Genomic DNA, 24293 nt, shown 5'->3' on the forward strand with positions numbered 1-24293 from the left:
ATTCAGTATTATGTTATAGCGCTGTTTATAACGTGATTCTTTCAAAAATAAAAAGATCACATTATTTTCAAATAAAATAACTTTTTGTTTACCTGAATAAATAACTTCTCTCCGCATCAATAAACCCCTGATGAAAAACACCGATAAAAAAGATAGTTAAAAATAAATAAAATCAATTAGTTAAAATAAAACCAATACATCATATTTATGAGACCAAGACGAAAACAGGAAATACCTGATTCAACAGTGGGGTTATTTAATAAACATGGGGAAATAAAGATGAGGAGGGGTTAGCGAGAAGTGAGAATAAAATCCCGGAAGACGTTTACTGGCATGAAGATGTTATTTCTCGGCATCTCAGGCACAATAAAAAAACCATAGAATATTGAAACCCTGTTTTAATAATAGAACTGTTTTAATAATAAATAAAAAGCGCCACACCTGTTCCAACGACGGCCCTTCTGACGTTAACGGATAAAATTGACGGATAACACAACGCTAATGCTTGTCCATGCGACACATTCCCGCTCCCGCACGGGTTTAACCATGGGGAGCGGAGATTGACGCTTGTCACCGAAAGACGTGCAGCGCCTGTTCCAGACGATGGGCCTGCATACTCAGTTGTTCGGAAGCATGAGCGCTGTTCGTCACCTGCGTGGCGTTTTGCTGCATGATCCGCTCCAAATCCTCCACCGCCCGATCAATTTCACTCAACCCAATCCCTTGTTCGCGTGTCGACTCCGTAATATGCGCGATCAGTTCGCTGACATTATTCACTTGCATCACAATCCCGTGCGTACTTTCTCCAGCCTCCTTCGCCTGCTGCGAACCGATCCGCACCTTGTCGACGCTGACGTCAATCAGCTCTTTGATTTCATGCGCGGCGCTGGCGCTGCGTTGCGCCAAATTACGCACCTCGCCGGCAACCACGGCGAACCCTTTGCCTTGCTCACCGGCCCGGGCAGCTTCTACCGCCGCATTCAACGCCAGGATATTCGTCTGGAACGCAATGTTATCGATGATGGACGTGATACCGGCGATTTTCTCCGAACTGGCCACAATGCTATCCATAGTATGTTCCATCTGCCCAATCACCTTACCGCCGACCTGCGCCGCCTGACTGGCCGTGGATGCCAACTTGCTGGCTTCGCTCGTCGTCGCATTGTTGGTCTGTACCGTGGTGTTGATTTCGTTCATGGCCGCCGCCGTTTGTTGCACGTTAGCCGCCGTCTGTTCCACATGGCGGCTCATCTCCTCGCTGCCGCTGGCCAGATCATCACTGGCATGACGAATATTACTGACTTGCAGACTGATATCATCCACCAGCCAGCGAAACATTAACCCCAACTGCCCCACAGAGCGTTGAATCGTACCGATTTCATCGGCGCGCTCATCATAATGGAGGGTGGTTGCATTACCGGTGGCGATATCCAACGCCTGCCGTTTCAGTTTTTCAATCGGTTTGATCAGCTGCCACTCCAACAGCAGGTCAAGCACCAACAACAGCACGGCACTAAAGAGGCTGGAAAAGATAAAATCTGAATCGATATCGCGGTGAATCGCGAAATAGGCGATAAAACTCGCCAGCAGGGTCAACAACATCACACCGCGCAGACGCCAGCGCATCGGCATAATACGAATACGGGAAAACATCCCTAACAAACCGGTTTTCACCACAATCCCTTTGTGAAAACGCACGTTTTTGGCCTGACCTGAACGAAGGTTCTGATAAAGCGTTTCCGCCTGCTCAATATCCTGACGTTCCGGCTGGGTACGCACCGACATATACCCGGTGGTACGTCCGTTGCGCACAATCGGCACGGCATTCGCTCGCACCCAGTAATGATCACCGTTTTTACGTCGGTTTTTTACCAGCGCCGACCAGGGTTCCTGCTGTTTAAGCGTATTCCACATATCGCCAAACGCTTCGACCGGCATATCCGGATGGCGCACCATATTATGAGGCTGGCCATCGATTTCATCAGGATCAAAACCGCTGACGGTAATAAAAACGTCGTTGGCGTAAATAATATGGCTATCGACATCAGTGACTGACATCAACGTTGAGTCTTTGTCGAACTGGTACTCATGCTGTGTAACAGGCTGGTTGTTGCGCATAACACCCCCTTAAAAAACATCTTATTAATATGGTTTTTTTAAAGTATGTGGGTGTTTAGCTTTCTTTGTTCATTCGTCTACAGTGATTGTTTGATTTTGGTCACATTATTTTTACATTTATAAAACAACTAATTGATTTTATTGTTTATTTTAAATACAGGCAACGTTCCCACCAGATAATGTTTTATTTTTTTAAATCAATGCATTAATTAAAAAACAGGAAAGAGAATTAATAGCATTTTTTAATTTCGCCCTACCGAAAATAATAAGCATGCTTAACAAATACCCACCAGCAAGAAATTCCATCGAATAGCGCCCAACACGGGACATTCACGCAGATAATTCAGAAGGTAAGGCCCGACGATCGTCGGGCATTCGTGTTTAACTGACAGGCATGAGGGAAATGGAATAAGACAAACGCAGCATTACCCGGCTGAGCCGCTCTGATGTTGGTGAGCCAAAATGCGCGGGAGATTGGACTCGATCCAGTTAACCAACACCTGCACTTTCTCCGCAGCTTCAAGACCTAACGGGGTCAGACTGTATTCCACATGCGGCGGCACCACGTCAAACGCCACACGGTTAATCAACCCATCGCCTTCCAGACATTGCAGCGTTTGCGCCAGCATCCGCTCGCTCACACCGTTGATGACACGCCGTAACTCGCTGAAACGCATAGTTTTCGATTGTAAGACGATCAGGATCAGTATTCCCCATCGGCTGGTAATGTGCTGAAGGATCTGCCGGGACGGGCACGCTGCCGCCAATAAATCCCCTTTACGCAATACCTCCGCGATCACTGTTTCCGACGTAATCATAATGGCTGATGTCCTGGCTGAATCCCTTGATTGCACGAGGGTAGGTATTTCCCCTCGCCTAAGCAATAAGTTTAGCCATTCACTTTGTTTTTGCGCCATTTACAGCCTGATGTCTCAAAAGAAACACATCTCACGCATCAAGCGTTGCGCATTTTCGCGCCTTCCCATTGCATGACCAGGCTGATGGCGGCGGGCAGCACCGTCAGCGTCAACAGCGTAGCGGCAACCAGACCACCGATGATTGCGAACGCCATCGGCCCCCAGAACACCTGGTGGGAGATAGGGATCATCCCCAGAATCGCTGCACTGGCGGTCAACATAATCGGCCGTGAGCGATGACGCGCCGCTGCAAAAATCGCCTGATCCGCCGCCATGCCGGCGGCGACGTTAATGTCGACTTCGCCGATCAGGATCACGGCATTACGGATGATCATTCCCGCCAGCGCAATCACCCCCAGCAGTGCGACAAACCCCATCGGCGTACCGGTCGGCAACATGGCGGCCACCACACCGATCAACCCGAACGGCGCCGTCAGCAACGCCAGCAACATCCGGGAGAAGCGTTGCAGCTGTACCATCAGCAACACCAGCATCACCAGCAACGTCACCGGCAGCACGGCATACACCGAACTGTTGCCCTTGTCCGACTCCGCTACGGTTCCCCCTTCGTCAATACGGTAGCCGGCAGGCAAGGTGCTGCGGTATTGCTCCACGCTGGGCGCCAGTGCCTGCGACACCGTTAGCGCGTGCATGCCGGGCGCAATATCCGTCTGTACCGTAATGAACGGCATACGCTGACGCCGCCAGACGATAGGGTCATCCACGCCATACCCTATCGTCGCGATCTGGCGCAACGGCACCTGCCCGCCATCCGCCGTCCGCAACTGCAGGTTGGACAACGTCTCTATCGTCTGCCGTTCGGCATCGTTCGCGCGCATCACGACATCCACCAACCGGTTGCGGTCGCGCACCGTGGTGACGGTAGCACCCGAGAACAAGGTGGCCAGCGCACTGGCCACCTCCTGCGAACTGATGCCGACGGCGCGCGCCTGCGTCTGGTTCACATCCACACGGATGACGCGCTCCGGTTCCCCCGCCGTCAGGTTGACCGCCCGCGTCGAAGGATTGCCGCTGACCAGCGCCCCCAACGCATTGGCAATGTCTCTGACCTTGCCGATATCCGGCCCGCTGACTCGGTACTTGAGCGGCCACCCCACCGGCGGCCCCAACTCCAGCGGAGAGACGCGCGTCACCCGATGACTGAAATCGCGCTGCAACCGCTGTTCAAGACGGGCGCGCAGCGTATCCCGCGCCTTGAGCCCTTTCGCCACCACCACCAGCTGCGCGATGTTTTCCCGATCCAGCAACACATCCATCGGCAGATAAAAACGCACCGCCCCTGATCCGACATAGCTGGAAAAACGCAGCACGTCAGGATCGTCCTGTACCATTTTTTCCAGCAGGGCAACATCTCGTTCCGTCGCCGACTGCGTACTGTTTTGCGGCAGCGTCAGGCTGATCAACAACTCCGGGCGATCAGAGGCCGGGAAAAACTCCCCCTCCAAGCGCGACGCTCCCTCCACCGACAACCCCAACAGCAGTACGGCAATCACCACAGCGCGACCACGATAGCGCAGCGCAAGCGCCAGCAAGCGCGCATAGCCGCGTCCCAACCAGCCGGATTCGGCCTGATGTCCACGCACCGATTTCGGCAACAACCAGACACCGAGCAAGGGGGAAAACAGGATGGCGACAACCCAGGAACCGATCAGCGCGATCAGCACTACCATAAACAGCGAATAACAGTATTCCCCGGCGCTGGATGCCGCGAACCCCACCGGGATAAAACCGGCCACCATCACCAGCGTACCGGTCAGCATCGGAAACGCGGTGGTCTCATAAGCGCGGGTAGCCGCCCGTTCCCGCGCGTCGCCTTTTTCCAGGCTCGATACCATCGATTCCACCGTAATCATGGCGTCATCCACCAGCAGCCCCAGCGCGATAATCAACGCACCAAGAGAAATACGCTGCAAACCGATGCCGGCGATCTCCATCCCGATAAAGGTCATCGCCAGCACGATGGGAATCGACGCCGCCACCACCAACCCGGCCCGGCTGCCCAGCGAAACAAACGACACCGCCAATACGATAACGACGGCCTCCAGCAGCACCTTGACGAAACCGTTCACCGCCTCATCCACCACCGCCGATTGATCGGCCACGCGGGTGACGTCAATCCCATGAGGCAGAGTGGCGCCGATGGCGGTCATTTTGTCGCGCAGCGCCTGGCCGAACTCCAGCATATTGCCGGTTGCCGCCATGGATACCGCCAATCCGATAGCGGGCTGCCCGTTGACGCGAAATGCCGGCGTCGGCGGTTCGGCGCTCTGGCGGGTCAGTGTGGCGATATCGGTGAGCGGCACAAAACGATTGCCGATATGTAACGTGACCTGCCGCAGACTCTGCTCCGAAGCGAATGCGCCGCTGACCCGCAGCGCCACTCGATCGTCCGCAGTACGAACGGTGCCCGCCGGGCTGACCGCATTTTGCGCTTTGAGAGCGGCGATGACCTGTTGCATATCCAGTCCCATCCCCGCCAGTTGGCGCGGCGAAAACGCAACGATGATCTGTTCTTCCTGCGCCCCCAGTACCTGGATTTTCCCGACATTCGGCAGCGTCAACAACGCACTCCGTACATCATCGACCTGGTCGCGCAACTCCCGGGGAGAAAAGCCCTCGGCGGTAAAGCCGTAAATCGTACCGAAAGTGTCGTCGAACTCGTCGTTCACCGCCGGCGTGCTCACGCCATCCGGCAGACTCGGCAAGGTATCGGTCATCTTCTTGCGTATCTGATACCAGATATTCTGGACGGCAGACGGCGGCGTATCGTCCCGCAGGTTGACGAAAATCACCGACTGACCGGCCTGGGTGTAGCTTTCGATGTAGTCCAGATAGGGCGTTTCCTGCAGTTTTTTCTCCAGCGTATCGGTAACGAAACTGACGGTATCGTTCACAGTAGCGCCCGGCCAGGTGGCGGACACCACGGCGGTTTTGATGGTAAACGCCGGGTCTTCGTTGCGCGGCAGGCGCTCGTAACTCATCACCCCAGCCGCCATAATCACCAGCATCAGAAACGCCACCAACTGCTGGTGAGCCAATGCCCATGCGGAAAGATTGCCTGTCCGGCATTCAAACGATGCCATCAGCGCGCCTCCATCAATGTCACTTTCTCTCCGGCCCGCAGCGTACTGACGCCGGCGACCGCGACGTTATCCCCCGCCGATACCCCGGCGGCGACATCGATTTGCGACGCGCGATAACGGCTGATCGTCACCGGCTGTAAACGCAGCGCCAGCGTTTTCGGATCCACCACGAACACGGCGGGGTGATCGCCCTGCCGGGTCAACGCCGACGCTGGCAGCGTAATACGGCTCTCGGCCGGCAGCGTGACCTCGCCCAATACCGTCGCCCCCAATGCCATCGCCGGCGGCGGGTTATCCAGCGCCACACGCACCCGCCAGGTTCGGGTTTCGTTGTCTGCCAGCGGGCTAACATCCCGTACCCGTCCCATCACCCGTATCGCCGGGTTGGAAATCAGGGACACCGCGACCGGCGGATCCTGTAGACCGGCCGTCATCAGCCGCTCCGGCACGTTGAACACCGCATCAAGCCCGGCGAACGTCGCCAGACGCACCACTTCCTGACCGGCGCTGACCACCTGACCGGGGTTGGCGCTAACCGCGGTGATTACCCCTGCCGTCGGCGCGGTCAGCCGGGTATATCCCAGCTTATCTTGCGCACTTTTCACGCCAACCTGGGCGCTTTCACGCGCCGACACCGCCGCAGCCCAGTTGGAGCGCGCCTCATCCAGTTGCGCCCGCGAAATGGCGCCATTCGGCGCCAGTTGCTTCATCCGGTTGAGGGTTTGCTCCGCCAGCCGCTCTGCTGCTGCGGCTTTGGTCAGATCGGCGTTGGCGCTCTGCAACTGGTTTTCGCTCTCGCGGCTATCCAGCGTCGCAATAAGATCCCCGGCGTTCACCCGACGCCCGATGTCCACCGTGCGGGTCATCATGCGCCCATCCAGCCTGAACCCCAGCGCCGTTTCCTCACGAGGCCGAATCTCGCCGGTCTGGGACAGGGTTTCGCCTTCGGTCGATGGCGTGGCGATCACGGTTCGAACCGGGCGCGGCGCCGGCGCGGAGGATTCGCCCGGCGAACCGTCGCACCCAGACAGCAGAAACGCCGCCAGCAGAATGGCGCCTGTCGGCCGCCTGCGGCGACACATGTATCGAATAACGAAGGACATTACCAAAGAGAGAGAAGCTGAATGCGGCATGATCGGTTCCTGTCAATGAATCGCGACCATTAAACCGGCTCCGTTTCCAGATTCATTCCATGCTTCATCAAGGAACTATCAAGAAGAAAAAAAATCTCACCACGGGTGAAAAGCGTCCGCTCAGTGTTCCCACACCGGGCTCCACCTTGTTATTCCGGGACGTTCCCAGACGTCCAGGTGCCGCCGTTGTTGCCGCAGCACAGGCCGCCAGCGAGTCATACGCCAGCACTTTCGAGCCATCGAAACCGACGAAAGCGACGGTTAACATCCACGCTGAATTTCAACTTAATGGAAAGCTGGATGATCCTGAGTCAGGCAACGTCACCATAAACAGCATGCCGCCTTGCGGATGGTTCTGCGCATTTAGCGTGCCGCCGTGCGCTTCGCAAATCGCCAGCGCAATAGAAAGCCCCAATCCACTGCCGCCGGAATGGCGCGCCCGCGAGGTATCCGCCCGGGAGAAACGCTCGAAAATTTTGGGCAGAAACGTCTCGCTGACGCCGGCGCCATAGTCGCGAAACGCCACCGTCCAGTTGCTGCCGGTGCGTTCAAGCGCGATATCCAACCGTTTTCCCTCCGCCGCATAGCGCAGCGCGTTTTCCATCAGGATGGTAAATACCTGCCCCAGCCGCACCGGGTCGGCGTAGCACTCATCGGTATGGGCACCGCCCGCCGCACAGTCGTGCAGCACCAGCGAGACACCGGCCGCCTCCGCGTGCGGTTTCAGCCAGGCGATGCGATCCCGCAGCAAATCCGCCAGCCTGAGCGGGGAACGGTCGATCGCCAGTTGACCCGCGCTCGCCATCGACAAAAGATGCAAATCATCCACCAACCGGTTGAGATAGCCGAGCTGGTTCATCACCATCTGTAGTTGCCGTGGCTCCGGCTCAAACACACCGTCGATCATCCCTTGCAGGCGTCCCATCGCCGCCGTCAGCGGCGAGCGCAATTCGTGCGCCATCGCGACGTGAGAAGCGCGCAGCTCGCGCTCATAACGCTCCAGTTGGGCCGTCATCAGGTTGAAATTGCGCGTCAGCATCTGCAATTCCGCCGGTGCGCCCGCGACAAACTGGGCGCGGGCGGCAAAACGCCCCTGCGCCACCTCACGGGCAGAGAGCGCTATCTGGCTGAACTGCAACGACAATGGCCGCGCCGCCCATAAACCAAGCAGCGCAATCAGCGGGATCGCCACCATCACCAACCCACACAGCAGCATCCAGTCACTGTCGGCGATAGCGGGGATGGAACAGTCGATGCCGAACCAGGTATCGACGATGTCGTGAAAACGCGCCCGATCGAGATTCGGGTTCTTCAGCAAGGTCTGAAATTCCTGGCGCACCGGCTCCGGCATCTTGTGCATCACCCACAGATTCCAGACCGCGTAACGCAACCACATGGAGACGGCTATCAACACTACCGCGCCGATAGCCAGTGATAAAATGCGCTTGCAGAGCCAGCGCCAGAGCGAATAAGCGTTATCCGGTCGTTTCATGGTTGTCTGAACCTGTAGCCTACTGCGCGCACCGTCAATAACACGCCGCTGATGCCGACGGCCTCCAGCTTTTTGCGCAGATTGTAGATATGCGTGTCCACCACCCGCTCCAGCGCCTCACTCTCCGGCAGACACGCTTCCAGCAATTCCTGACGGGAGAAGGCGCGGGTTTGCGCCCGCAGCAGGGTCGTCAGCAACGTGAATTCGGTCGGCGTGAGATCAAGCATTTGCCGTGCGCCCTGCGACGCGGCGACGATCGCCACCATCGCATCCTGATCCACCGTCAGCGCGTCATACACCAGCACATTGTCACTCTTCAGCGCGCCGCTGGCGCGACGCAACACGGCATGCACCCGCGCTACCACTTCGCCGGGGTGGTAGGGCTTCACCACATAATCATCCGCCCCGTAACGCAGCGCGCCGATTTTGTCGGCGTCATCGCCGATGGCCGTCACCATGATGACCGGTACGTTGCTCTTCCGGCGCAGCGTACTGAGCACATCAATGCCGTTCATGCCCGGCAACATAACATCCAGCAGGATCAAATCCGGGTTCCAGCACCGGGCGACTTCCAGTCCGCGCAGCCCGTCGCCCGCCAGCTCAACCAGAAAATTGTCACGCTTCAAATAGGCTTCCAGCACACTGGCGGCATCCATGTCGTCTTCGATTATCAGAATGCGTTTCGCGCTCATGAGGGCTCTCTTGATAACTTCTTGATTATTCACTGACCAGAGATTGACGCGGCCGGTTCATAGTACCCACAGCGTAACCGCGTACATACAACACCAGGGAACATTTATCACAACATCCCCGCTTACGGGGAAATACTCTCCCCATCAGGAGTCAGACCGATCATGCAATATTTTCCCGTTTTTATAACGGCTATTTTTTGTCTTAACACCGCTATCGTACAGGCGGATGACAATAATCCCGCCGAGCAGGATGGCGTTACCGTCGGCCTCGCTTCCCGCTACGCCCCACGTTACAGCGGCGCCAGCGATTATTACTGGAACCCGCTACCGGTGTTCCAGGCGCGCCAGGGCGCGTTCTTCGCCGATACCGACAAAGGTATCGGTTATGATCTTCAAGCCGGCGGTTTTTATCTTGAACAGACGCTGGGTTATTCATTCGGGCGAACCGATCACAACTCGAGCTGGCGCGACGGCTCGCATCGGCTACAAGGCATGGGCACGATCGACGGCGCGCTGAATACCGGCATCGAAATCGGCTGGCAGTTCTCCGATCGGTTGTCGGTGGCCGCCAAAGCCATATTACCGTTGACCGACAGTCAGGGGGCGCAATACCAAGGGTCGATAACCGATATTTTCTTTAAAAACCAAGATGATTCATTGGGTTTTCAGGCCAGTTTACTCTTCGGCGACGCCCGTTATAACACCCTGTTCTACGGTGTTAGTTCCGCGCAAAGTCAGCGTTCCGGTTATCGAACCTACCATGCCGGCGGCGGACTCTACGGACAGTCGCTTTATCTGTTCTGGACGCATCAAGTCGACCGCCACTGGGCTGTCAACCTCCTCGCCGGTTATACCCATCTGAATGACAAAGCGGCGGACAGCCCCATCGTGTACCGAACCCATCAGGGCGAGGGGACGCTCGCCGTGACGTATCGCTTCTGAGCCGAGCCGGCGCGACGCATCATCCCCCGTCTTGCCAGGCTCTCCACAGGCTGGCGGCATTTGTCGTCGCCAGCATCCCATCCCCTCACTCATTCGAGCGACAGGCAAACGGCATATGACGGGAATACACCGGCGTTTTATACGCCAGCCTGCCGTCGGCATCTTCCCGATCACACCCAGCAACCACGCACGTTTACGTAGATGCATTCAGGCAATCCCCGCCAAAGCGTAAGGGTTTCGTTAAGATTTACTTATAATTAATAACAAAAATTTATACCTCTCAGCCCAGATGTTAATGATAATTTAAGTGATAAGCATTATCACTTAAAGCAAGCACGGGACTGCAATGCTATCCACTCATCTGAACCGGCCGTTACTCGGCCCCCAATCCGCGTTCGGCATCCTGAACTCGGTGCCCCACCCGATGCTGGTCGAGATGATCGCCTGCGCCGGGTACGACTTTGTACTCCTCGACATGGAACACCAACCGCACGATGAAACGCTACTGCAACACTGTATCGCGGTAGCGCAAGCACAGGGATGTAGCCCACTGGTTCGTATCCCCGGCCCCGACCGAAAACTGATCGGACGGGTATTGGATCTGGGCGCCAACGGTATCGTCATCCCACAGACGGAAAGCGCTGAACAGGTGCTGGCGGTACGCGACGCCATGCGCTTTCCCCCTGCCGGCCAACGCGGCATAACCGGCGGCCCGGTGACGGGCTTCGGCACGCTGCCGTTGCCGGAATACATCGCCCGAGCCAACAGCGAACTGCTGCTGATCCCGATGATCGAGTCCGCCGCCGGTATTCGGGAGATAGACAATATTCTGGCGGTGGAAGGCGTCAGCCTGGTGATGGAAGGCGCGCTCGATCTGGCGCTGGATCTCGGCCTCGGCCCCACGCCGCATCACCCCGATGTCGAAGCCCGGCTGCGTCATCTGGCAGCACGCTGTCAGCGGGCAGGCATCCCGTTTTGCGCCAACCCACGCACGCCGGAACAGCAGGAATACTGGCGACAGGCTGGCATCCGGTTATGGCTGTGCGGCGAAGATCGCGGCTTTCTGTTTCGCACGCTTCGCCAGCGGCTTCATGACCTGAAGCCGTCCTGACGCCTCATTTTCTTTCGTCATGACACAAGGAAATATCATGTCGCAACACGCCCCCCTGGTGATTGTCACCCACGTCGTTAACGCCGCAGTCACTGAGGGATTCATCCCCGCAGCACGGCAGTTGGGCTATCCGGTTCTGCTGCTGACCGATCAGGGCAAAGCCCACAATCAGGTACTGCACGGCGCCGCCGCTATTCTGGAATGCGATGTTTTCAACCCGCTATCCATCCTCGACACGCTGACCGACCACGGCATCACACCTGCCGCGCTGTTCTCCAACAGCGATCACCTACAGACATCCACCGCCATCGCCGCTGCCGCACTGGATCTGCCGGGCAAAGACTGGCGGATCTGCTATGCCGCCAAAGAGAAATGGCGCATGCGGCAACGGCTATCCGCGTTGGGCCTGCCCAGCACCTGGTCGACCCAACTGCTGCCGGACAGCCGAGTAGAAGAAGGCTGGCCCTGGCCACTGGTACTCAAACCCAGCCAGGGCGTCGCGTCTATGGACGTCACATTAATGCCAACCCCACAGGCGCTGGATCGGTTTCTGGCGCAGCAGACATCCCGCACCACGCTGCTGCTGGAACAGTTCATCGACGGGCCGCTGTTTACGCTGGAAACGCTGGGTGATGGCCGGGATCTGCTGGCGGTCGGCGGCTTTGACGTTGAGCTGTCGCCGCCGCCGCATTTCATCGAAACCCAGGCGCGCTGGCAGGGAGAATACAGCCGACGCTGGCGTCAGCAGGCTCTGGAACAGCTGCGTCGGTTCGGCGTCGGCTTCGGTGTGTGCCACAGCGAATTCATCGCCACGCCGTCCGGCCCGGTACTGGTGGAAATCAACTATCGCAGCATCGGTGATGGCCGCGAATTCTTGCTGGATCGTATCCTGCCCGGCGGTTGGTTCACCCCGATCCTGCAACTGCATTTAGGGCAACCGCTCCCACCGCAACAGCCCTCCCATACCGAAGCATTGATTCACTATCTGGTGGCGCAGCAGGAAGGCCGGCTGAAACAGGCGCCGCAGCCCGCCGCCCATGACGGGTTGCGCTACCGTCCGCTGAAGCAGGCCGGCGATGACATCAGCCTGACCCATTCCAATAAAGACTATCTCGGCGTGCTCTATCTGCAGGCCGACGATCGCCAGCAACTGGAACGGCTCTATCAGCAAACGCTGCAACAGCTTACGTGGGAAATCGCCTGATGAATCAACATGACTACATCACTCTGCGCATCATCAACGCCTGCCTGCGGGAAAACGTCGCCGACCTGATCGCCCAGGGAAATATTCGTCGGGAAGAGGACGGATGCTGGCTGTACGCCTCACACCTGCGGGCGCCGCTGCGCCTGCGCCTGCGCGACAGCGACTACATGCAACCCTGGGTCGCCGAAACGCCGGCCTGGCAGGAACGACATCAGGACGCTTGGCTGGATCGGCAAGGCTACGCCGACTGGCTGGATCTGCTGATGCCGACCGACGACGATGACGCCCGCGCGCTCTACCGGAACTACCGGGAAGAGGCCGACGCCGCCTGCGAGCAGGGGGAACTGTGTCGGCAGGCGTTTGCACGGCTCGCCGACCTGTTGGCGACGCCACCGGCGGATCGCGACTGGGGCGAACGTCTGCGCCACGCAGACCAAATCGCCAGCTATCTCGATCACCCATATTACCCGACGGCGCGGGCCAAATTCGGTTTCAGCGCGACACAGCTGACGCAGTATGCGCCGGAATTCTGCCAGCCGTTCTCATTGCGTTGGCTGGCGCTGCCCCGCACGGCGCTGACGCTGCTGAACCCCGACGCGCGCCCCGGCTGGTGGCCCAGCTTTCATCAGGTCGGGCTGCCCGAGACGCTGGCGCAAACCCACGAACTGCTGCCGGTACATCCGCTGACCTGGACACAATTGGATACGCTGCCGGCGCAGGCGGTGGCCGCCCCGGAACCTTGCGTATCGGTATATCCCACGTTGTCGGTGCGCACCGTTCAGCTTGCCGAGCACCCCGGCGATCACCTCAAGATGCCGCTGGCGATGCGCACGCTCGGGCAGAAGAATATCCGCCTGATCAAGCCCTCCACCCTGTACGACGGCCAATGGTTCGCCGAGGTACTGCCGCTGTTGGCGCAACAGGATCCGCTGCTGCAGGGGCGCTACCGCCACGTAGACGAAGCCTTCTGCGGCCATCTGGGTGAGGAAAAACTGTTCGCGTTTCTGCTGCGTCGCTATCCCTCCCCGGTAGCGGGTGAGACGCTGGCGCCGGTGGCGGCGCTCGGCGCCGATATGCCGGATGGCCGCCCTTATGTCTGCGCGGTGCTGGATCAGCCCGGTATGCCGTCGCTGGCGTCCTGGTGGCGCGAATATTGCCAGCTCATGGCGGACGTACACCTGACGCTGTGGCTGCGTTACGGCATCGCGCTGGAGTCCAATCAGCAGAACGCCATCCTGAGCTTCACGCCGCATCAGCCGTTGTCGCTGATGATGAAAGACAACGACGCCGCCCGGTTGTGGCCATCACGTTTCTCCGCCGCCCGGCCGGATCTCTACGCCCGGCTAGCGGCTTTGCGCGACGACCGTATCCGTGTGGACGACGAACAGGCGCTCGCGCAGATGTTCATGACCATTACCGTACAGTTGGATCTGGCGGCGGTACTGGAAAACCTCGCCGGGCGGGGGCTCATTGAGCGCGCCAGCGCCTACCAAACGCTGCGCGACGCGCTGGCGACGACGCTCGCACAGCTGGAACAACAGGGTACGGACACCGCCTATGCCAGACAGGTTCTGTTCGATGACCCGCGACAGCCGGTCAAATACCTGTTGCAAAGCGGCAGCCTGCTCAGCAAGCAGGCCTCCGGCGCGGCGGACATCAATAAATACTACGGGTACAGTGGCCCCAACTTTTTACGGCGGGACGCTATCTGATGCGCCGGGTGCTGGCGGTGGTGCTGGCGTGCCATTTTCTGGCCGCGTTTACCATACTGGGCGTCCCCCTGTTCTTGCCGCGACTGTTGGGGGCGCTGGGGGTTGATGCCGCCAGCCCGTGGGTTGGCGCGCTCTACAGCCTGCCCACGCTGATGACCGCGCTGTGCGCCGGCGCATGGGGCCGATTCGCCGATCGTTTTGGTCGGCGGTTGTCGCTGCTGCGGGCGCTGGCCGGGCTGACCGTCGCATTCGTGATGGCGGGGCTGGCCCCCTCACTGCCGTGGCTGATCGCCGCGCTGCTGCTGCAAGGCGTAGCGGGCGGTACGCTGGCGGCGGCCAACGGTTATCTGGCAGTCAGCCTGCAGGGCGACGCTCTCGGCCGGGCGCTGAACTGGACGCAATTCTCCGCCCGGCTGGCGCTGCTGACCGCGCCGGTGGGGCTGGGGTATGTGTTCAGCCAGTTCCCAGCATTAACGCTCAGCCTCTATCTGTGGCTGGCGCTCTTGCCGCTGGGCGGTCTGCTGCTGGCGTTCACCCTGCCCGCCGATACCACCGCCGTCAGTCAGCCGACGAAGCCCGACGGCACCCCAACCGCTCCCCCGCTGCTGGCGCTGTTGTCGCTGCAATTTTTGTTCAACTTCGCCATGGTGGCCACATTCCCCTATTTCCTGCCGTATGCCCAACGCTGGCTGACGCAACCCTGGGTTATCGGCTTGTTTTACAGCTGGCCCCATCTGCTCTATCTGCTGCTGTTGCCGCTGACCGCCCACCGATCGCCTTCACCACGCTATCTGGTCGTCGGACTGTCACTGATGGCGATCGCCGCGCTGTGGCACAGCCTGCTGGACGGCGCCGCCGCGTTGCTGAGCGCCCGCAGCCTGTTCGGCATCGGCATGTTTCTCGGCTATATCGGCCTGAATCAGCACATCAGCCGGGCAACGCGGCAACACAACGCCGGGCACTGGTTCGGACGGCTGGATGCCGTCGGTAAGAGCGCCGGTGTTGTGGCGGGGTTGGTCGCCGGTTGGCTCATCCCCCAGGCCGGCGTGCAAGCGCCGTTTGTCGCCTCCGCGATCGCCGCCGTACTGGGGCTGTTTATTCTTCTGTCACGACATGTAAAGGAACCCACCTATGTTCACATCGTTCGCCGCCCATAAGGAACATCAACCGGCCTCGACGCCCCCTTCGCCATTGCGGGAGGCAGCGGAATACGAGACGCTGACGGCACTGCTCAACTGCTACATCCGTGAATTCGCCCTGCCGGCGCGCCGGGTTCATCGCGCCGCCTGCGGGAATATCCCGCAGGCGCTGAACAGCAAGATGATTCCGGGTGAGATTATCGTTATCGAACTGACGGCCAGCGAGAAAACGCTGGCGATCAAGGCAGATCGCTGGAGCTTGCTGGCGCGAGGGCGCTACAGCAGCGCGCCGTTCGTCAAACAGTTCGGCAAACCCTGGCGCGCCATCAGCGCGGCCCAGACCTTACGGCTGATTCAGGAAGAGATGGCGGCCCAGCTCGAACAGCCATTCAACCACGAGCTGGCGCAGCAAATTGAAAACAGCATCGACGTCACGCAGGATTTCCTCGCAGCGCCGCCATCCAACGAACAGGACGGTTTTATCCGCAGCGAACAGGGGCTGCTGTGGGGGCATCCGCTGCATCCCAGCCCGAAAAGCCGCAGCGGCGTAACGCGGGACGCACTGCTGGCCTGCTCGCCGGAAGTGGGAGCGCACTTTCCGCTGTACTGGTTCCGCATCGACCCACAACTGTTGCAGCACCAGGGCGACGCGCAGGCGCCGATCATGCTGGAAACGCTCGCCGGCGAGCCCCACCTCTATCCGTGCCACCCTTGGGAGGTCGAACACATTCGCCGTGCGCCGTTGTATCAACAGGCTGAACGTCTGGGGCTGATTACCCCGGTCGGCCCGCGCGGGCTGGCGATGTATCCGACGTCGTCGGTGCGTACCCTGTATCGCGCCGGGCTGCCCTATTTTCTTAAGTGCTCCATCCACGTCAGGCTGACCAACTGCGTGCGCAAAAACGCCTGGTATGAACTGGAAAGCGCAGTACGCCTGAGTGAACAGCTTAACGACGTGTTCAACCGTATCGAAACCCGCGTGCCGGGGTTCCGCATCATGCGCGAACCGGCCGCCACCAGCCTGGATTTCAGCGCCATCGCCACGCCGGAACAGCGGCCGGACGCCCTTCATCTGCAAGAGTGCTTCGGCCTGCTTTACCGCGAAAACCTGCCGGACAGCGCCGATGTCGCACTGGCGGGCGCGCTGTTCGCCTGGGATCGCCACGGCGATAGCCAGATCGCACCGCTGATCCAACATGTGGCGGAAACACAGCAGTTGACCCGCCAGCAGGCGACGCTACGCTGGTTCGACGCCTATCTGACGGTGCTGCTGCCGGGGGTGCTGGGCGCATTCTTTGATGAAGGCATCGTGTTTGAACCGCACCTGCAAAACACCCTTATCGGCCTACAGGACGCGCTGCCGCACCGCATCTGGGTGCGCGATCTGGAAGGCACCAAGCTCGATCCGGCACGCTGGCCGGCGGCGTCGCTGGCGGCGATGTCCGAACGCGCGCGTCAGTCGGTCTACTATCCGCGGGAAAAAGGCTGGCAGCGCATCGCCTACTGCCTGCTGATCAACAACCTGTCCGAAGCCGTGTTTCATCTGGCGGCCGGCGACCGCACGCTGGAGCGACAGCTGTGGCAAACCCTGTCCGTGCGGCTCGAATCCTGGCGGGATCAGCCGGAGATCGCCGCGCTGCTGGCCGGCGCGCCGATCCCCAGTAAGAACAACCTGCGTACCCGGCTGCTGCAACGCGCCGACAAACAGGCGGATTACACCCTGATCCATCACCCGATGAGGAGCCCGGCATGACTCCCGCCGTTTACCAGACCCTGAGCCGGTTGCAGTCATCGCGCACCGCCCCTTTCTGTGCCTATGTTTATGATTTATCAGCGCTGCATGCACATGCGTCCGCCATGAAGGCGGCGCTGCCGCCCAGCTGCGAACTGTTCTATGCCGCCAAGGCCAACCCGGATGCCGCCATCCTCACCACACTGGCGGACATCGTAGACGGTTTTGAAGCCGCGTCCGGCGGCGAGTTGTCCTGGCTGACGGAACAGGTGCCCGGCCGCCGGTTGATTTTCGGCGGCCCCGGCAAACTGCCCGCAGAACTGGAGCAGGCGGTTGCGCAGCGGATTGATGCGTTGCATGTGGAAAGCCTGAACGAACTGCAACGGCTGGAACATTGCGCCGAACGGCTGGCGACGCCAGTCAACATCATGCTGCGCATGAATATTCCGCTGGAGGGCGTGACCGGCACCCGGCTGATGATGGGCGGGAAACCCACGCCATTCGGCCTTGATGTCGCCGAACTGCCCGCAGCCATCACCCGCATCAAAGCCAGCCGCTGGCTGAAATTACAGGGATTCCACTTTCACCTGATGTCGCATCAGTTGGAGGTGGCAACGCACCTGTCGCTGATGCGCCGCTACCTCGACACCGTGCACCAGTGGCAGCGGCAATTCGATATTCAGGTACCGGTGGTGAACGTCGGCGGCGGCATCGGCATTAACTATCTCGATCCGCAGCGCCATTTCGACTGGCAGGATTTCTGCCGCCAGCTGCCGCAAGTCATTGCACAAACCGGCAGCCACGGGTTGAGGTTGCGCTTTGAATGCGGCCGCTACGTGAGCGCCGCCTGCGGTTATTACGTGATGGAGGTGCTGGATGTGAAAAAAAATCTTGGGGAATGGTTCGCCATCGCACACGGCGGCACCCACCACTTCCGCACGCCGGCGGCGCAGGGCCATAACCACCCGTTTAGCGTACTGCGCCGTGAACACCTGCCACCGACGGTAGAACAGCAACCGATCACGCTGGTCGGCCAGCTCTGCACTCCCAAAGATGTGCTGGCACGCCAGCAGCCTGTTGCAGCGCTGGCGCCGGGCGACTGGCTGGTATTCCACCTCGCCGGCGCTTATGCCTGGAATATATCCCACCAGAATTTCCTGATGCATGCGCCGCCGGAAATGATTTATCTGCCATAACCCACGCACTCACGGAGCAGGGCGATACACCCTGCTCCGTTGATGTTATTGTTTCAGGCTGTTCTCCCGTCGACGTGCAAGGCAACCGCCAGCCGGTTTGCCGACGGCTCATGCAACGCCGACGCTTTCTGCCTTTTGGGAAACAATCCGGAAAATTTTACCAATAAAACAAGGAGTCAAGACAATACTATGGTTTCCTTCCTCTATCGCTGCCTGCTGCTGTGCAGTCTGGTCTCCGGCGTTGCCGCCGCCGCCCCCGTTACCGTGGTCGATATCGCCGGCCGCAGCGTCAGCGTCGATGCGCCGGTATCACGGGTCATGCTGGCGGACAGCCGAATGCTGCTGGCATTAAACATTATTCACCCGGCCACGCCGCTGAAAGGCATTATCGCCTGGGACGATTCGCTGACCACCCGAGCGCCGGATATGGCCGCCCATTTCGCCCGCCGCTACCCGGATCTGAACCAGATACCTGTGTTTGCCAATCCCTACCGTACCGATTTCAGCGTTGAACGTGCCCTGACGCTGCGCCCGGATCTGATCGTGTTTGATATCGGCATTCAACCCAAGCTACAGGGGAATGGCACCCTGGCGCTGCTGGAAAAAAGCCGGATCCCGGTGATCTTCATCGACTTTCGCCAACAGCCGATGACCAACACGCTCAGCAGCATCCGTCTGCTGGGGCAGGTTTTCGGCGAACAACCGAACGCGGAACGGTTTATCGCCCGCTACCAACAACTGTTCGAGCGCATTCAGCGCCGTGTGGCGCCGATCCCCGCCGAACAGCGGCCGACAGTGCTGTTTGAAAACCATGCGGGTATGACCGGCGACCCATGCTGCGCGATCTTCGGCAGCAACAGTTTCGGCCAGTTTATCGAGGTGGCCGGCGGGAAGAATCTCGGTGCCGGGCTGGTTCCGCCGCAGGGTGCGGACGTCAATCCGGAACAGGTGATTACCAGCAACCCTGATATCTATCTGCTCAGCGGCGCCGACTGGAGCCAACGCGGCGGCGTGTCGCAAGCGGTACCGCTCGGTTACGGCACCACCCGTGAGGCCTCGCTGCCTCGGTTACAAATGCTGATGACCCGCAACAGCCTGTCGGTACTCAAGGCAGTGAAGGAGAAGCGGGTAATGGCGATTTATCATCAGTTTTACGACAGCCCATTCAACGTCATCGCGCTGGAAGCGATGGCGAAATTGTTCCATCCCGACGCCTTCGCCGATGTGAACCCGCAGGCCGATCTGGAAGCTCTGTTCCGGGAATTTACCGGCGTGGAATACGGCGGCCTGTTCTTCCTGACGCTGTAATGTCGCTATTCGGCTCACAAAATAGGGGGAGGCGCCTGATGAGCGCCTCCCCCTGTCGATCGCTGCCGTCATATTCGTTCAGACGATAATGACGGCGGTTATAGGCATCAGAACTTGTAACTCATCCCGGCCGTAAACGAGCGGCCCGGCGCAGGCTGACGCCCCCACGGGCTGGTATCGACGCCCCGGAACCAGTAATCCTTGTCGAGCAGGTTGTTCACGCCCACATAACCGGTAAGCGACGTCCGTTCAGATTTGTACAACTCGCGGCTGACCTGCGCGTTCCACACCCAATAGGACGGCTGCGGGCCGACCGAACCGGAGCTGTTTTCCACCGTCGAGTTGGCGGTATCGGAGAAGGATTTGCTGAAGTAGTAGCCCGCCAGCGTAAAGGTCGTCCCCCGCCAATCGTAGCTGCCGTCCAGCGTCACCTGGGAACGGGAAGAGTAAGGCACGCGACGGCCTTTGTTGACGCCGTTTTCCTGCTCGGCATCCAGCCAAGCGTAACCGGCATGCAGGCTTAGCCCCTCTACCGCTGCCGGTTTCCAAAAGCCTTCCAGCTCGATCCCCTGATGGCGGGTCTTCCCGATATTCAGGTAGGAATCCGTCGCACTGTCGTAGGAGATCTGATCTTTGTAGTCGATACGATACAGCCCTGCGTTCAGACTGACGTCTTTCGTCGGGGTATAACGCACGCCGCTCTCGTAGTTCCAGGCCAGCTCCGAACTCACATCGCCGCCTTTGACGATCTGAGTCACCTGTGCCGGGCGCAGACTCTTCTGTGCGTTGGCGTACAGGAACCAGCTCGGCGTCAGTTGGTAGCCGACCGACAGCCCCGGCAGCCACTGGTCGTCCGGCGCGCTGGTACTCAGCCCGCTGATGCGATCCTGGTATTTTTCACTGACATGTTCAAACCGAACGCCCGGCGTGATGGTCAGCGTGTCGTCCAACAGTTTGACGGCGTTGTTCAGATAGCCGGCCCAGGCATCATCGTTAAATTTCCAGTCGCGGGTGGTGGTATAGGCGTTGGTGGCGAAGCGGTACTGTTTGACCTGGTAATCGATGTCTTCTTTCACAAAACGGCCGCCGACCGTCCATTGCTGGTTCACCTTGTCGCCATACACGTTCATGCTTAAACGCGGTTCGGTGCCCCAGACCTTAAAGTCGCGCGGTGAGTTCTGCACAATCTGCGCGGGCAGCGACGGGTTCCAAGTTTCGGTCGAGGCGCTTCTCATTCCGACATGGAAATCACGGCTGGATTCATGGCCGAAGAACGTCCAGTTAAATTCGGCGGAATCGATGAACCCCAGCGAGCCCAATTGCTGGTTGTACACTGCGCTGTAGCGCTTGGTATGCCCGTCATAATCATCGTAAGGCCGGGTACTCTTGCGGCGACTGGCTTCATAATCCGCCGCGGTCAGCGCCCCCGCCAGATCGGCATGTGCATCATAATACTGGTAGGAAAAATCGAGCGATGTGTCTTCGTTGATATTCCACAGCCCGCGGATACGGTAGTTCTGCACATCGCTGGCACTGTGTTCGCGGAAGGAATTGCCTTTGACCTGATTGGCTTCTACCTGCAGGCCAAAGCTGTCATTCACCATGCCGCCGGTGCGCAGATAGGTGTCCCACAGATTGCGTCCTTTGCCGTAAAAGGTTGCCCGCTCGGCGATCTCGTTTTCCCATTTCACCGGGATCGGCTTGCTGACCAGATTGATCACCCCGCCCACGTTGTTGGGGCCATACTGTACCGCCGCGCCGCCGCGCACCACATCGATACGGTCAATAGAGGCGAATGTCACCGGGAACAGCGACATCCCTTCCTGCCCGTAAGGCGCCAGCGCCAGTGGAATACCGTCCTGTAGGATCTGCGCACGCCCGCTGCGGCTGTCATACAACCCGCGCACGGCGATCTGCGGCAAGACGCCTGTACCGGTCTCGTCCTGAATCTTGACCCCCGGCACACGTTGCAAGGCGTCATCCAGAGTACGGTTGGCACCTTTTTCAAGCTGCTCATTGCTGATGACGGTTCGGTTCCCCGGATAGGTTTTCACTTGTTCAGCGCGTGAATCCCCTAATAAATCACCGTTGACAGTTATCTTGTCTTCCTGTGCCCAGACGGAACTACTGGCAAAAATCAGCGCCAGTGCGCTGGCTATACGGCTACGTTGCATCGTAATGATTATCCCTAAATGACTTGCACCAATGAGAATGACTATTGTTTCACGAATAATTATCATTATATAGACGTTTCTTAACAGAAAACAACCAAACCGCATCGAATGTCATCCATCTGATAACTAATGATTATTTTAAAAATCATCGTTACAGCGCCGCACAAGGCTGAAACTTTTGCTCAAAAAAATCGTAGATGAAGCCCTTGCATTTCCCACCACTGGAATGATAATCACTATCATTATTCATTTACCTATATTTACACAGCCTCGCAACGCCTGAACCCTGGCGCTACCGGCGGGGCTTGTTGAGGGGTCATCCATGTTCGTTCCCTTATTAATCATGTTTCGCGAAGGGCTGGAGGCGGCGCTGATCGTCAGCCTGATCGCCAGCTATTTGAAACGTACCCAACGCGAGCAGTGGTTGGGAGCGGTCTGGGTCGGCGTCGCCCTGGCCGTGACGCTGTGTCTGGCGCTCGGCCTGTTCATCAACGCCACCACCGGCGAATTTCCACAGAAACAACAGGAGCTGTTCGAAGGCATCGTGGCGGTGCTGGCCGTCGCTATCCTCACCTACATGGTGTTCTGGATGCGCCGGGTTTCCCGCTCGGTAAAACTGCATCTCGAAGGTGCTATCGATCAGGCGCTCGGCGCCAGTAAGCGTCAGGGCTGGGCATTAGTGGCGATGGTATTTTTCGCCGTAGCGCGTGAAGGGCTGGAGTCGGTATTTTTCCTGCTGGCGGCCTTTCAGCAGGATGTCGGCGCCGCCGCGCCGTTCGGCGCCGTGCTTGGGCTACTGTGCGCCATCATCGTAGGCGCGATGATCTACTGGGGCGGCGTAAAACTGCACCTGGCCAAATTCTTCAAATGGAGCGGGCTGTTCATCCTGTTCGTCGCCGCCGGGCTGGCCGCGGGCGCGATCCGCGCCTTCCACGAAGCCGGATGGTGGAATCACTTACAGGAAGTGGCGTTTGATTTCAGCGCCACGCTGTCCACTCACACCCTGTTCGGCACCTTGCTGGAGGGTATTTTCGGCTATCAGGAAACCCCCAGCGTCAGCGAAGTGGTGGTCTACTTCCTGTACCTGCTGCCGGCACTGATGTTCTTTTTCCTTCCGCGACGCCCGGTGACAATATCGCCCCCGGCGCAACGTAATACCCATCATTAATCGAAAAGGGATCTGTCTATGTCTACACCGTTTTTTCGCCGTTCCGCGCTGTGCGCCGCGCTGCTGACCCTCCCGGCCGTTGATGCGTTGGCGGCGGATGTCCCCCAGATCAAAATCACCGTCAATGATAAACAGTGCGAACCGATGCAGGTCACGGTGGCGGCGGGCAAAACGCAGTTCGTGGTGTATAACGCCAGCCAGAAAAACCTGGAGTGGGAAATTCTCAAAGGCGTCATGGTGGTGGAGGAGCGTGAAAATATCGCGCCGGGCTTCACCCAGAAAATGACCGCCAATCTGGAGACCGGCGAATACGACATGACCTGCGGCCTGCTCAGTAATCCGAAAGGCAAACTGATCGTCACAGCGGCGGCAGGAAGTACGCCGACGGCGAAAACCAGCGTGCTCGATCTGGTCGGGCCGATTGCCGATTACAAGGTCTACGTCATCCGCGAAGTCGACGAGCTGGTCAAACAGACCAAGCAGTTCACCGATGCCATCAAGGCAGGCAAACTGGACGACGCGCGTAAGCTGTACGCGGTGGCCCGTCAGCACTATGAACGTATTGAGCCCATTGCCGAACTGTTCTCCGATCTCGATGAAAAAATCGACGCCCGTGAAGATGACTATGAGAAAAAAGCCGCCGATCCGAATTTCACCGGCTTCCATCGTCTGGAAAAAGCGCTGTTTGCCGACCACTCGGTCAAGGGCTCGGAACAATACGCCGATCAGTTGTACGGCGACGTTCAGGAACTGCAACAACGCATCGCCGGTCTGACCTTCCCCCCCGCCAAGGTAGTGGGTGGCGCCGCCGGGCTGATTGAAGAAGTGGCCGCCACCAAGATCAGCGGCGAGGAAGATCGCTATAGCCGTACCGATCTGTGGGATTTCCAGGCCAATGTCGACGGCGCACAGAAGATAGTCAACCTGCTGCGACCACTGCTGGAGAAGGCCAACCAGCCCTTGTTGAGCAAGGTCGACGCCAACTTCAAAACCGTAGACGGCATTTTGGCGAAGTACAAAACCAAAGACGGTTATCAATCTTACGAGAAACTGACCGACGCCGACCGCAACGCACTGAAAGGGCCGATCACCACGCTGGCGGAAGACCTGTCCCAACTGCGCGGCGTACTGGGTCTGGATTAAGGCGAAGC

General features: G+C 58.8%; 17 protein-coding genes. 10 read left to right on the forward strand and 7 right to left on the reverse strand.

The genetic code is table 11. The annotated features are described in order from the left end of the window. Positions 1-570: 570 nt before the first annotated feature. The 6 genes from HEP82_RS15190 to HEP82_RS15215 all read right to left on the reverse strand — a co-directional run bounded on the left by HEP82_RS15190 (position 571) and on the right by HEP82_RS15215 (position 9456). Positions 571-2118 (reverse strand): methyl-accepting chemotaxis protein, encoded by a 1548-nt coding sequence (locus tag HEP82_RS15190; protein ID WP_192458856.1) that lies wholly within the window; start codon positions 2116-2118, stop codon positions 571-573. Between the two features lie 425 nt (positions 2119-2543). After that, entirely contained in the window at positions 2544-2936 is a 393-nt protein-coding gene (locus tag HEP82_RS15195) for a winged helix-turn-helix transcriptional regulator (RefSeq protein ID WP_192458857.1), read from the reverse strand. Positions 2937-3073: 137 nt separating this feature from the next. Then, positions 3074-6139 carry an efflux RND transporter permease subunit gene (locus HEP82_RS15200; RefSeq protein ID WP_192458858.1) on the reverse strand — a complete coding sequence of 1022 codons (3066 nt, stop codon included), beginning with the start codon at positions 6137-6139 and terminating at the stop codon, positions 3074-3076. After that, the gene (locus HEP82_RS15205; RefSeq protein WP_192458859.1) at positions 6139-7272 is read right to left on the reverse strand and encodes an efflux RND transporter periplasmic adaptor subunit; all 1134 of its coding nucleotides are present in this window, start codon (positions 7270-7272) and stop codon (positions 6139-6141) included. Before HEP82_RS15205 ends, HEP82_RS15200 begins: the two co-directional genes overlap by 1 nt. A gap of 280 nt (positions 7273-7552) precedes the next feature. After that, the gene (locus tag HEP82_RS15210; RefSeq protein WP_192458860.1) at positions 7553-8764 is read right to left on the reverse strand and encodes a sensor histidine kinase; all 1212 of its coding nucleotides are present in this window, start codon (positions 8762-8764) and stop codon (positions 7553-7555) included. Beyond that, positions 8761-9456, reverse strand: a complete 696-nt coding sequence (locus tag HEP82_RS15215; RefSeq protein WP_192458861.1) for a response regulator — start codon at positions 9454-9456, stop codon at positions 8761-8763. Before HEP82_RS15215 ends, HEP82_RS15210 begins: the two co-directional genes overlap by 4 nt. A gap of 162 nt (positions 9457-9618) precedes the next feature. On the opposite strand from HEP82_RS15215, the gene HEP82_RS15220 reads away from it, so the two are divergent. The 8 genes from HEP82_RS15220 (at position 9619) to HEP82_RS15255 (ending at position 19800) form a co-directional block, all read left to right on the forward strand. Next, positions 9619-10398, forward strand: a complete 780-nt coding sequence (locus tag HEP82_RS15220) for a MipA/OmpV family protein (protein ID WP_192458862.1) — start codon at positions 9619-9621, stop codon at positions 10396-10398. A 346-nt stretch (positions 10399-10744) separates the two neighbouring features. Continuing rightward, positions 10745-11509: an HpcH/HpaI aldolase family protein gene (locus HEP82_RS15225; protein WP_192458863.1), complete on the forward strand. Its 765-nt coding sequence runs from the start codon at positions 10745-10747 to the stop codon at positions 11507-11509. A 37-nt stretch (positions 11510-11546) separates the two neighbouring features. Then, positions 11547-12713, forward strand: coding sequence for an ATP-grasp domain-containing protein (locus HEP82_RS15230; RefSeq protein WP_192458864.1), 1167 nt, complete (start codon positions 11547-11549; stop codon positions 12711-12713). Next, the gene (locus HEP82_RS15235) at positions 12713-14425 is read left to right on the forward strand and encodes an IucA/IucC family protein (RefSeq protein ID WP_192458865.1); all 1713 of its coding nucleotides are present in this window, start codon (positions 12713-12715) and stop codon (positions 14423-14425) included. The genes HEP82_RS15230 and HEP82_RS15235 overlap by 1 nt, the downstream gene beginning before the upstream one ends. After that, entirely contained in the window at positions 14425-15582 is a 1158-nt protein-coding gene (locus HEP82_RS15240) for an MFS transporter (protein ID WP_192458866.1), read from the forward strand. Before HEP82_RS15235 ends, HEP82_RS15240 begins: the two co-directional genes overlap by 1 nt. Continuing rightward, entirely contained in the window at positions 15557-17317 is a 1761-nt protein-coding gene (locus tag HEP82_RS15245; protein WP_192458867.1) for an IucA/IucC family protein, read from the forward strand. The genes HEP82_RS15240 and HEP82_RS15245 overlap by 26 nt, the downstream gene beginning before the upstream one ends. Next, positions 17314-18492 carry a type III PLP-dependent enzyme gene (locus HEP82_RS15250; RefSeq protein WP_192458868.1) on the forward strand — a complete coding sequence of 393 codons (1179 nt, stop codon included), beginning with the start codon at positions 17314-17316 and terminating at the stop codon, positions 18490-18492. The genes HEP82_RS15245 and HEP82_RS15250 overlap by 4 nt, the downstream gene beginning before the upstream one ends. Before the next feature lie 189 nt (positions 18493-18681). Continuing rightward, positions 18682-19800 carry an ABC transporter substrate-binding protein gene (locus HEP82_RS15255; RefSeq protein WP_192458869.1) on the forward strand — a complete coding sequence of 373 codons (1119 nt, stop codon included), beginning with the start codon at positions 18682-18684 and terminating at the stop codon, positions 19798-19800. Between the two features lie 107 nt (positions 19801-19907). Here HEP82_RS15255 and HEP82_RS15260 read toward each other — a convergent pair whose 3' ends face one another. Further along, positions 19908-21974: a TonB-dependent receptor family protein gene (locus HEP82_RS15260; protein ID WP_192458870.1), complete on the reverse strand. Its 2067-nt coding sequence runs from the start codon at positions 21972-21974 to the stop codon at positions 19908-19910. 322 nt (positions 21975-22296) lie between these two features. Between HEP82_RS15260 and efeU the strand changes: the two genes are divergently transcribed. Both efeU and efeO read left to right on the forward strand, forming a co-directional pair. After that, the gene (gene efeU / locus HEP82_RS15265; RefSeq protein WP_015854807.1) at positions 22297-23142 is read left to right on the forward strand and encodes an iron uptake transporter permease EfeU; all 846 of its coding nucleotides are present in this window, start codon (positions 22297-22299) and stop codon (positions 23140-23142) included. Positions 23143-23160: 18 nt separating this feature from the next. After that, positions 23161-24285: an iron uptake system protein EfeO gene (gene efeO, locus HEP82_RS15270; RefSeq protein WP_192458871.1), complete on the forward strand. Its 1125-nt coding sequence runs from the start codon at positions 23161-23163 to the stop codon at positions 24283-24285. Positions 24286-24293: the final 8 nt, after the last annotated feature.

The organism is Musicola keenii, assembly GCF_014855505.1.
GTDB lineage: Bacteria > Pseudomonadota > Gammaproteobacteria > Enterobacterales > Enterobacteriaceae > Musicola > Musicola paradisiaca.

Coding starts and splice junctions, on each gene's coding strand:
- efeO (WP_192458871.1), top strand. CDS start 23,161: ATGTCTACACCGTTTTTTCGCCGTTCCGCGCTGTGCGCCGCGCTGCTG.
- efeU (WP_015854807.1), top strand. CDS start 22,297: ATGTTCGTTCCCTTATTAATCATGTTTCGCGAAGGGCTGGAGGCGGCG.
- HEP82_RS15215 (WP_192458861.1), bottom strand. CDS start 9,456: ATGAGCGCGAAACGCATTCTGATAATCGAAGACGACATGGATGCCGCC.
- HEP82_RS15240 (WP_192458866.1), top strand. CDS start 14,425: ATGCGCCGGGTGCTGGCGGTGGTGCTGGCGTGCCATTTTCTGGCCGCG.
- HEP82_RS15190 (WP_192458856.1), bottom strand. CDS start 2,118: ATGCGCAACAACCAGCCTGTTACACAGCATGAGTACCAGTTCGACAAA.
- HEP82_RS15245 (WP_192458867.1), top strand. CDS start 15,557: ATGTTCACATCGTTCGCCGCCCATAAGGAACATCAACCGGCCTCGACG.
- HEP82_RS15210 (WP_192458860.1), bottom strand. CDS start 8,764: ATGAAACGACCGGATAACGCTTATTCGCTCTGGCGCTGGCTCTGCAAG.
- HEP82_RS15195 (WP_192458857.1), bottom strand. CDS start 2,936: ATGATTACGTCGGAAACAGTGATCGCGGAGGTATTGCGTAAAGGGGAT.
- HEP82_RS15250 (WP_192458868.1), top strand. CDS start 17,314: ATGACTCCCGCCGTTTACCAGACCCTGAGCCGGTTGCAGTCATCGCGC.
- HEP82_RS15255 (WP_192458869.1), top strand. CDS start 18,682: ATGGTTTCCTTCCTCTATCGCTGCCTGCTGCTGTGCAGTCTGGTCTCC.
- HEP82_RS15200 (WP_192458858.1), bottom strand. CDS start 6,139: ATGGCATCGTTTGAATGCCGGACAGGCAATCTTTCCGCATGGGCATTG.
- HEP82_RS15260 (WP_192458870.1), bottom strand. CDS start 21,974: ATGCAACGTAGCCGTATAGCCAGCGCACTGGCGCTGATTTTTGCCAGT.
- HEP82_RS15205 (WP_192458859.1), bottom strand. CDS start 7,272: ATGCCGCATTCAGCTTCTCTCTCTTTGGTAATGTCCTTCGTTATTCGA.
- HEP82_RS15225 (WP_192458863.1), top strand. CDS start 10,745: ATGCTATCCACTCATCTGAACCGGCCGTTACTCGGCCCCCAATCCGCG.
- HEP82_RS15230 (WP_192458864.1), top strand. CDS start 11,547: ATGTCGCAACACGCCCCCCTGGTGATTGTCACCCACGTCGTTAACGCC.
- HEP82_RS15235 (WP_192458865.1), top strand. CDS start 12,713: ATGAATCAACATGACTACATCACTCTGCGCATCATCAACGCCTGCCTG.
- HEP82_RS15220 (WP_192458862.1), top strand. CDS start 9,619: ATGCAATATTTTCCCGTTTTTATAACGGCTATTTTTTGTCTTAACACC.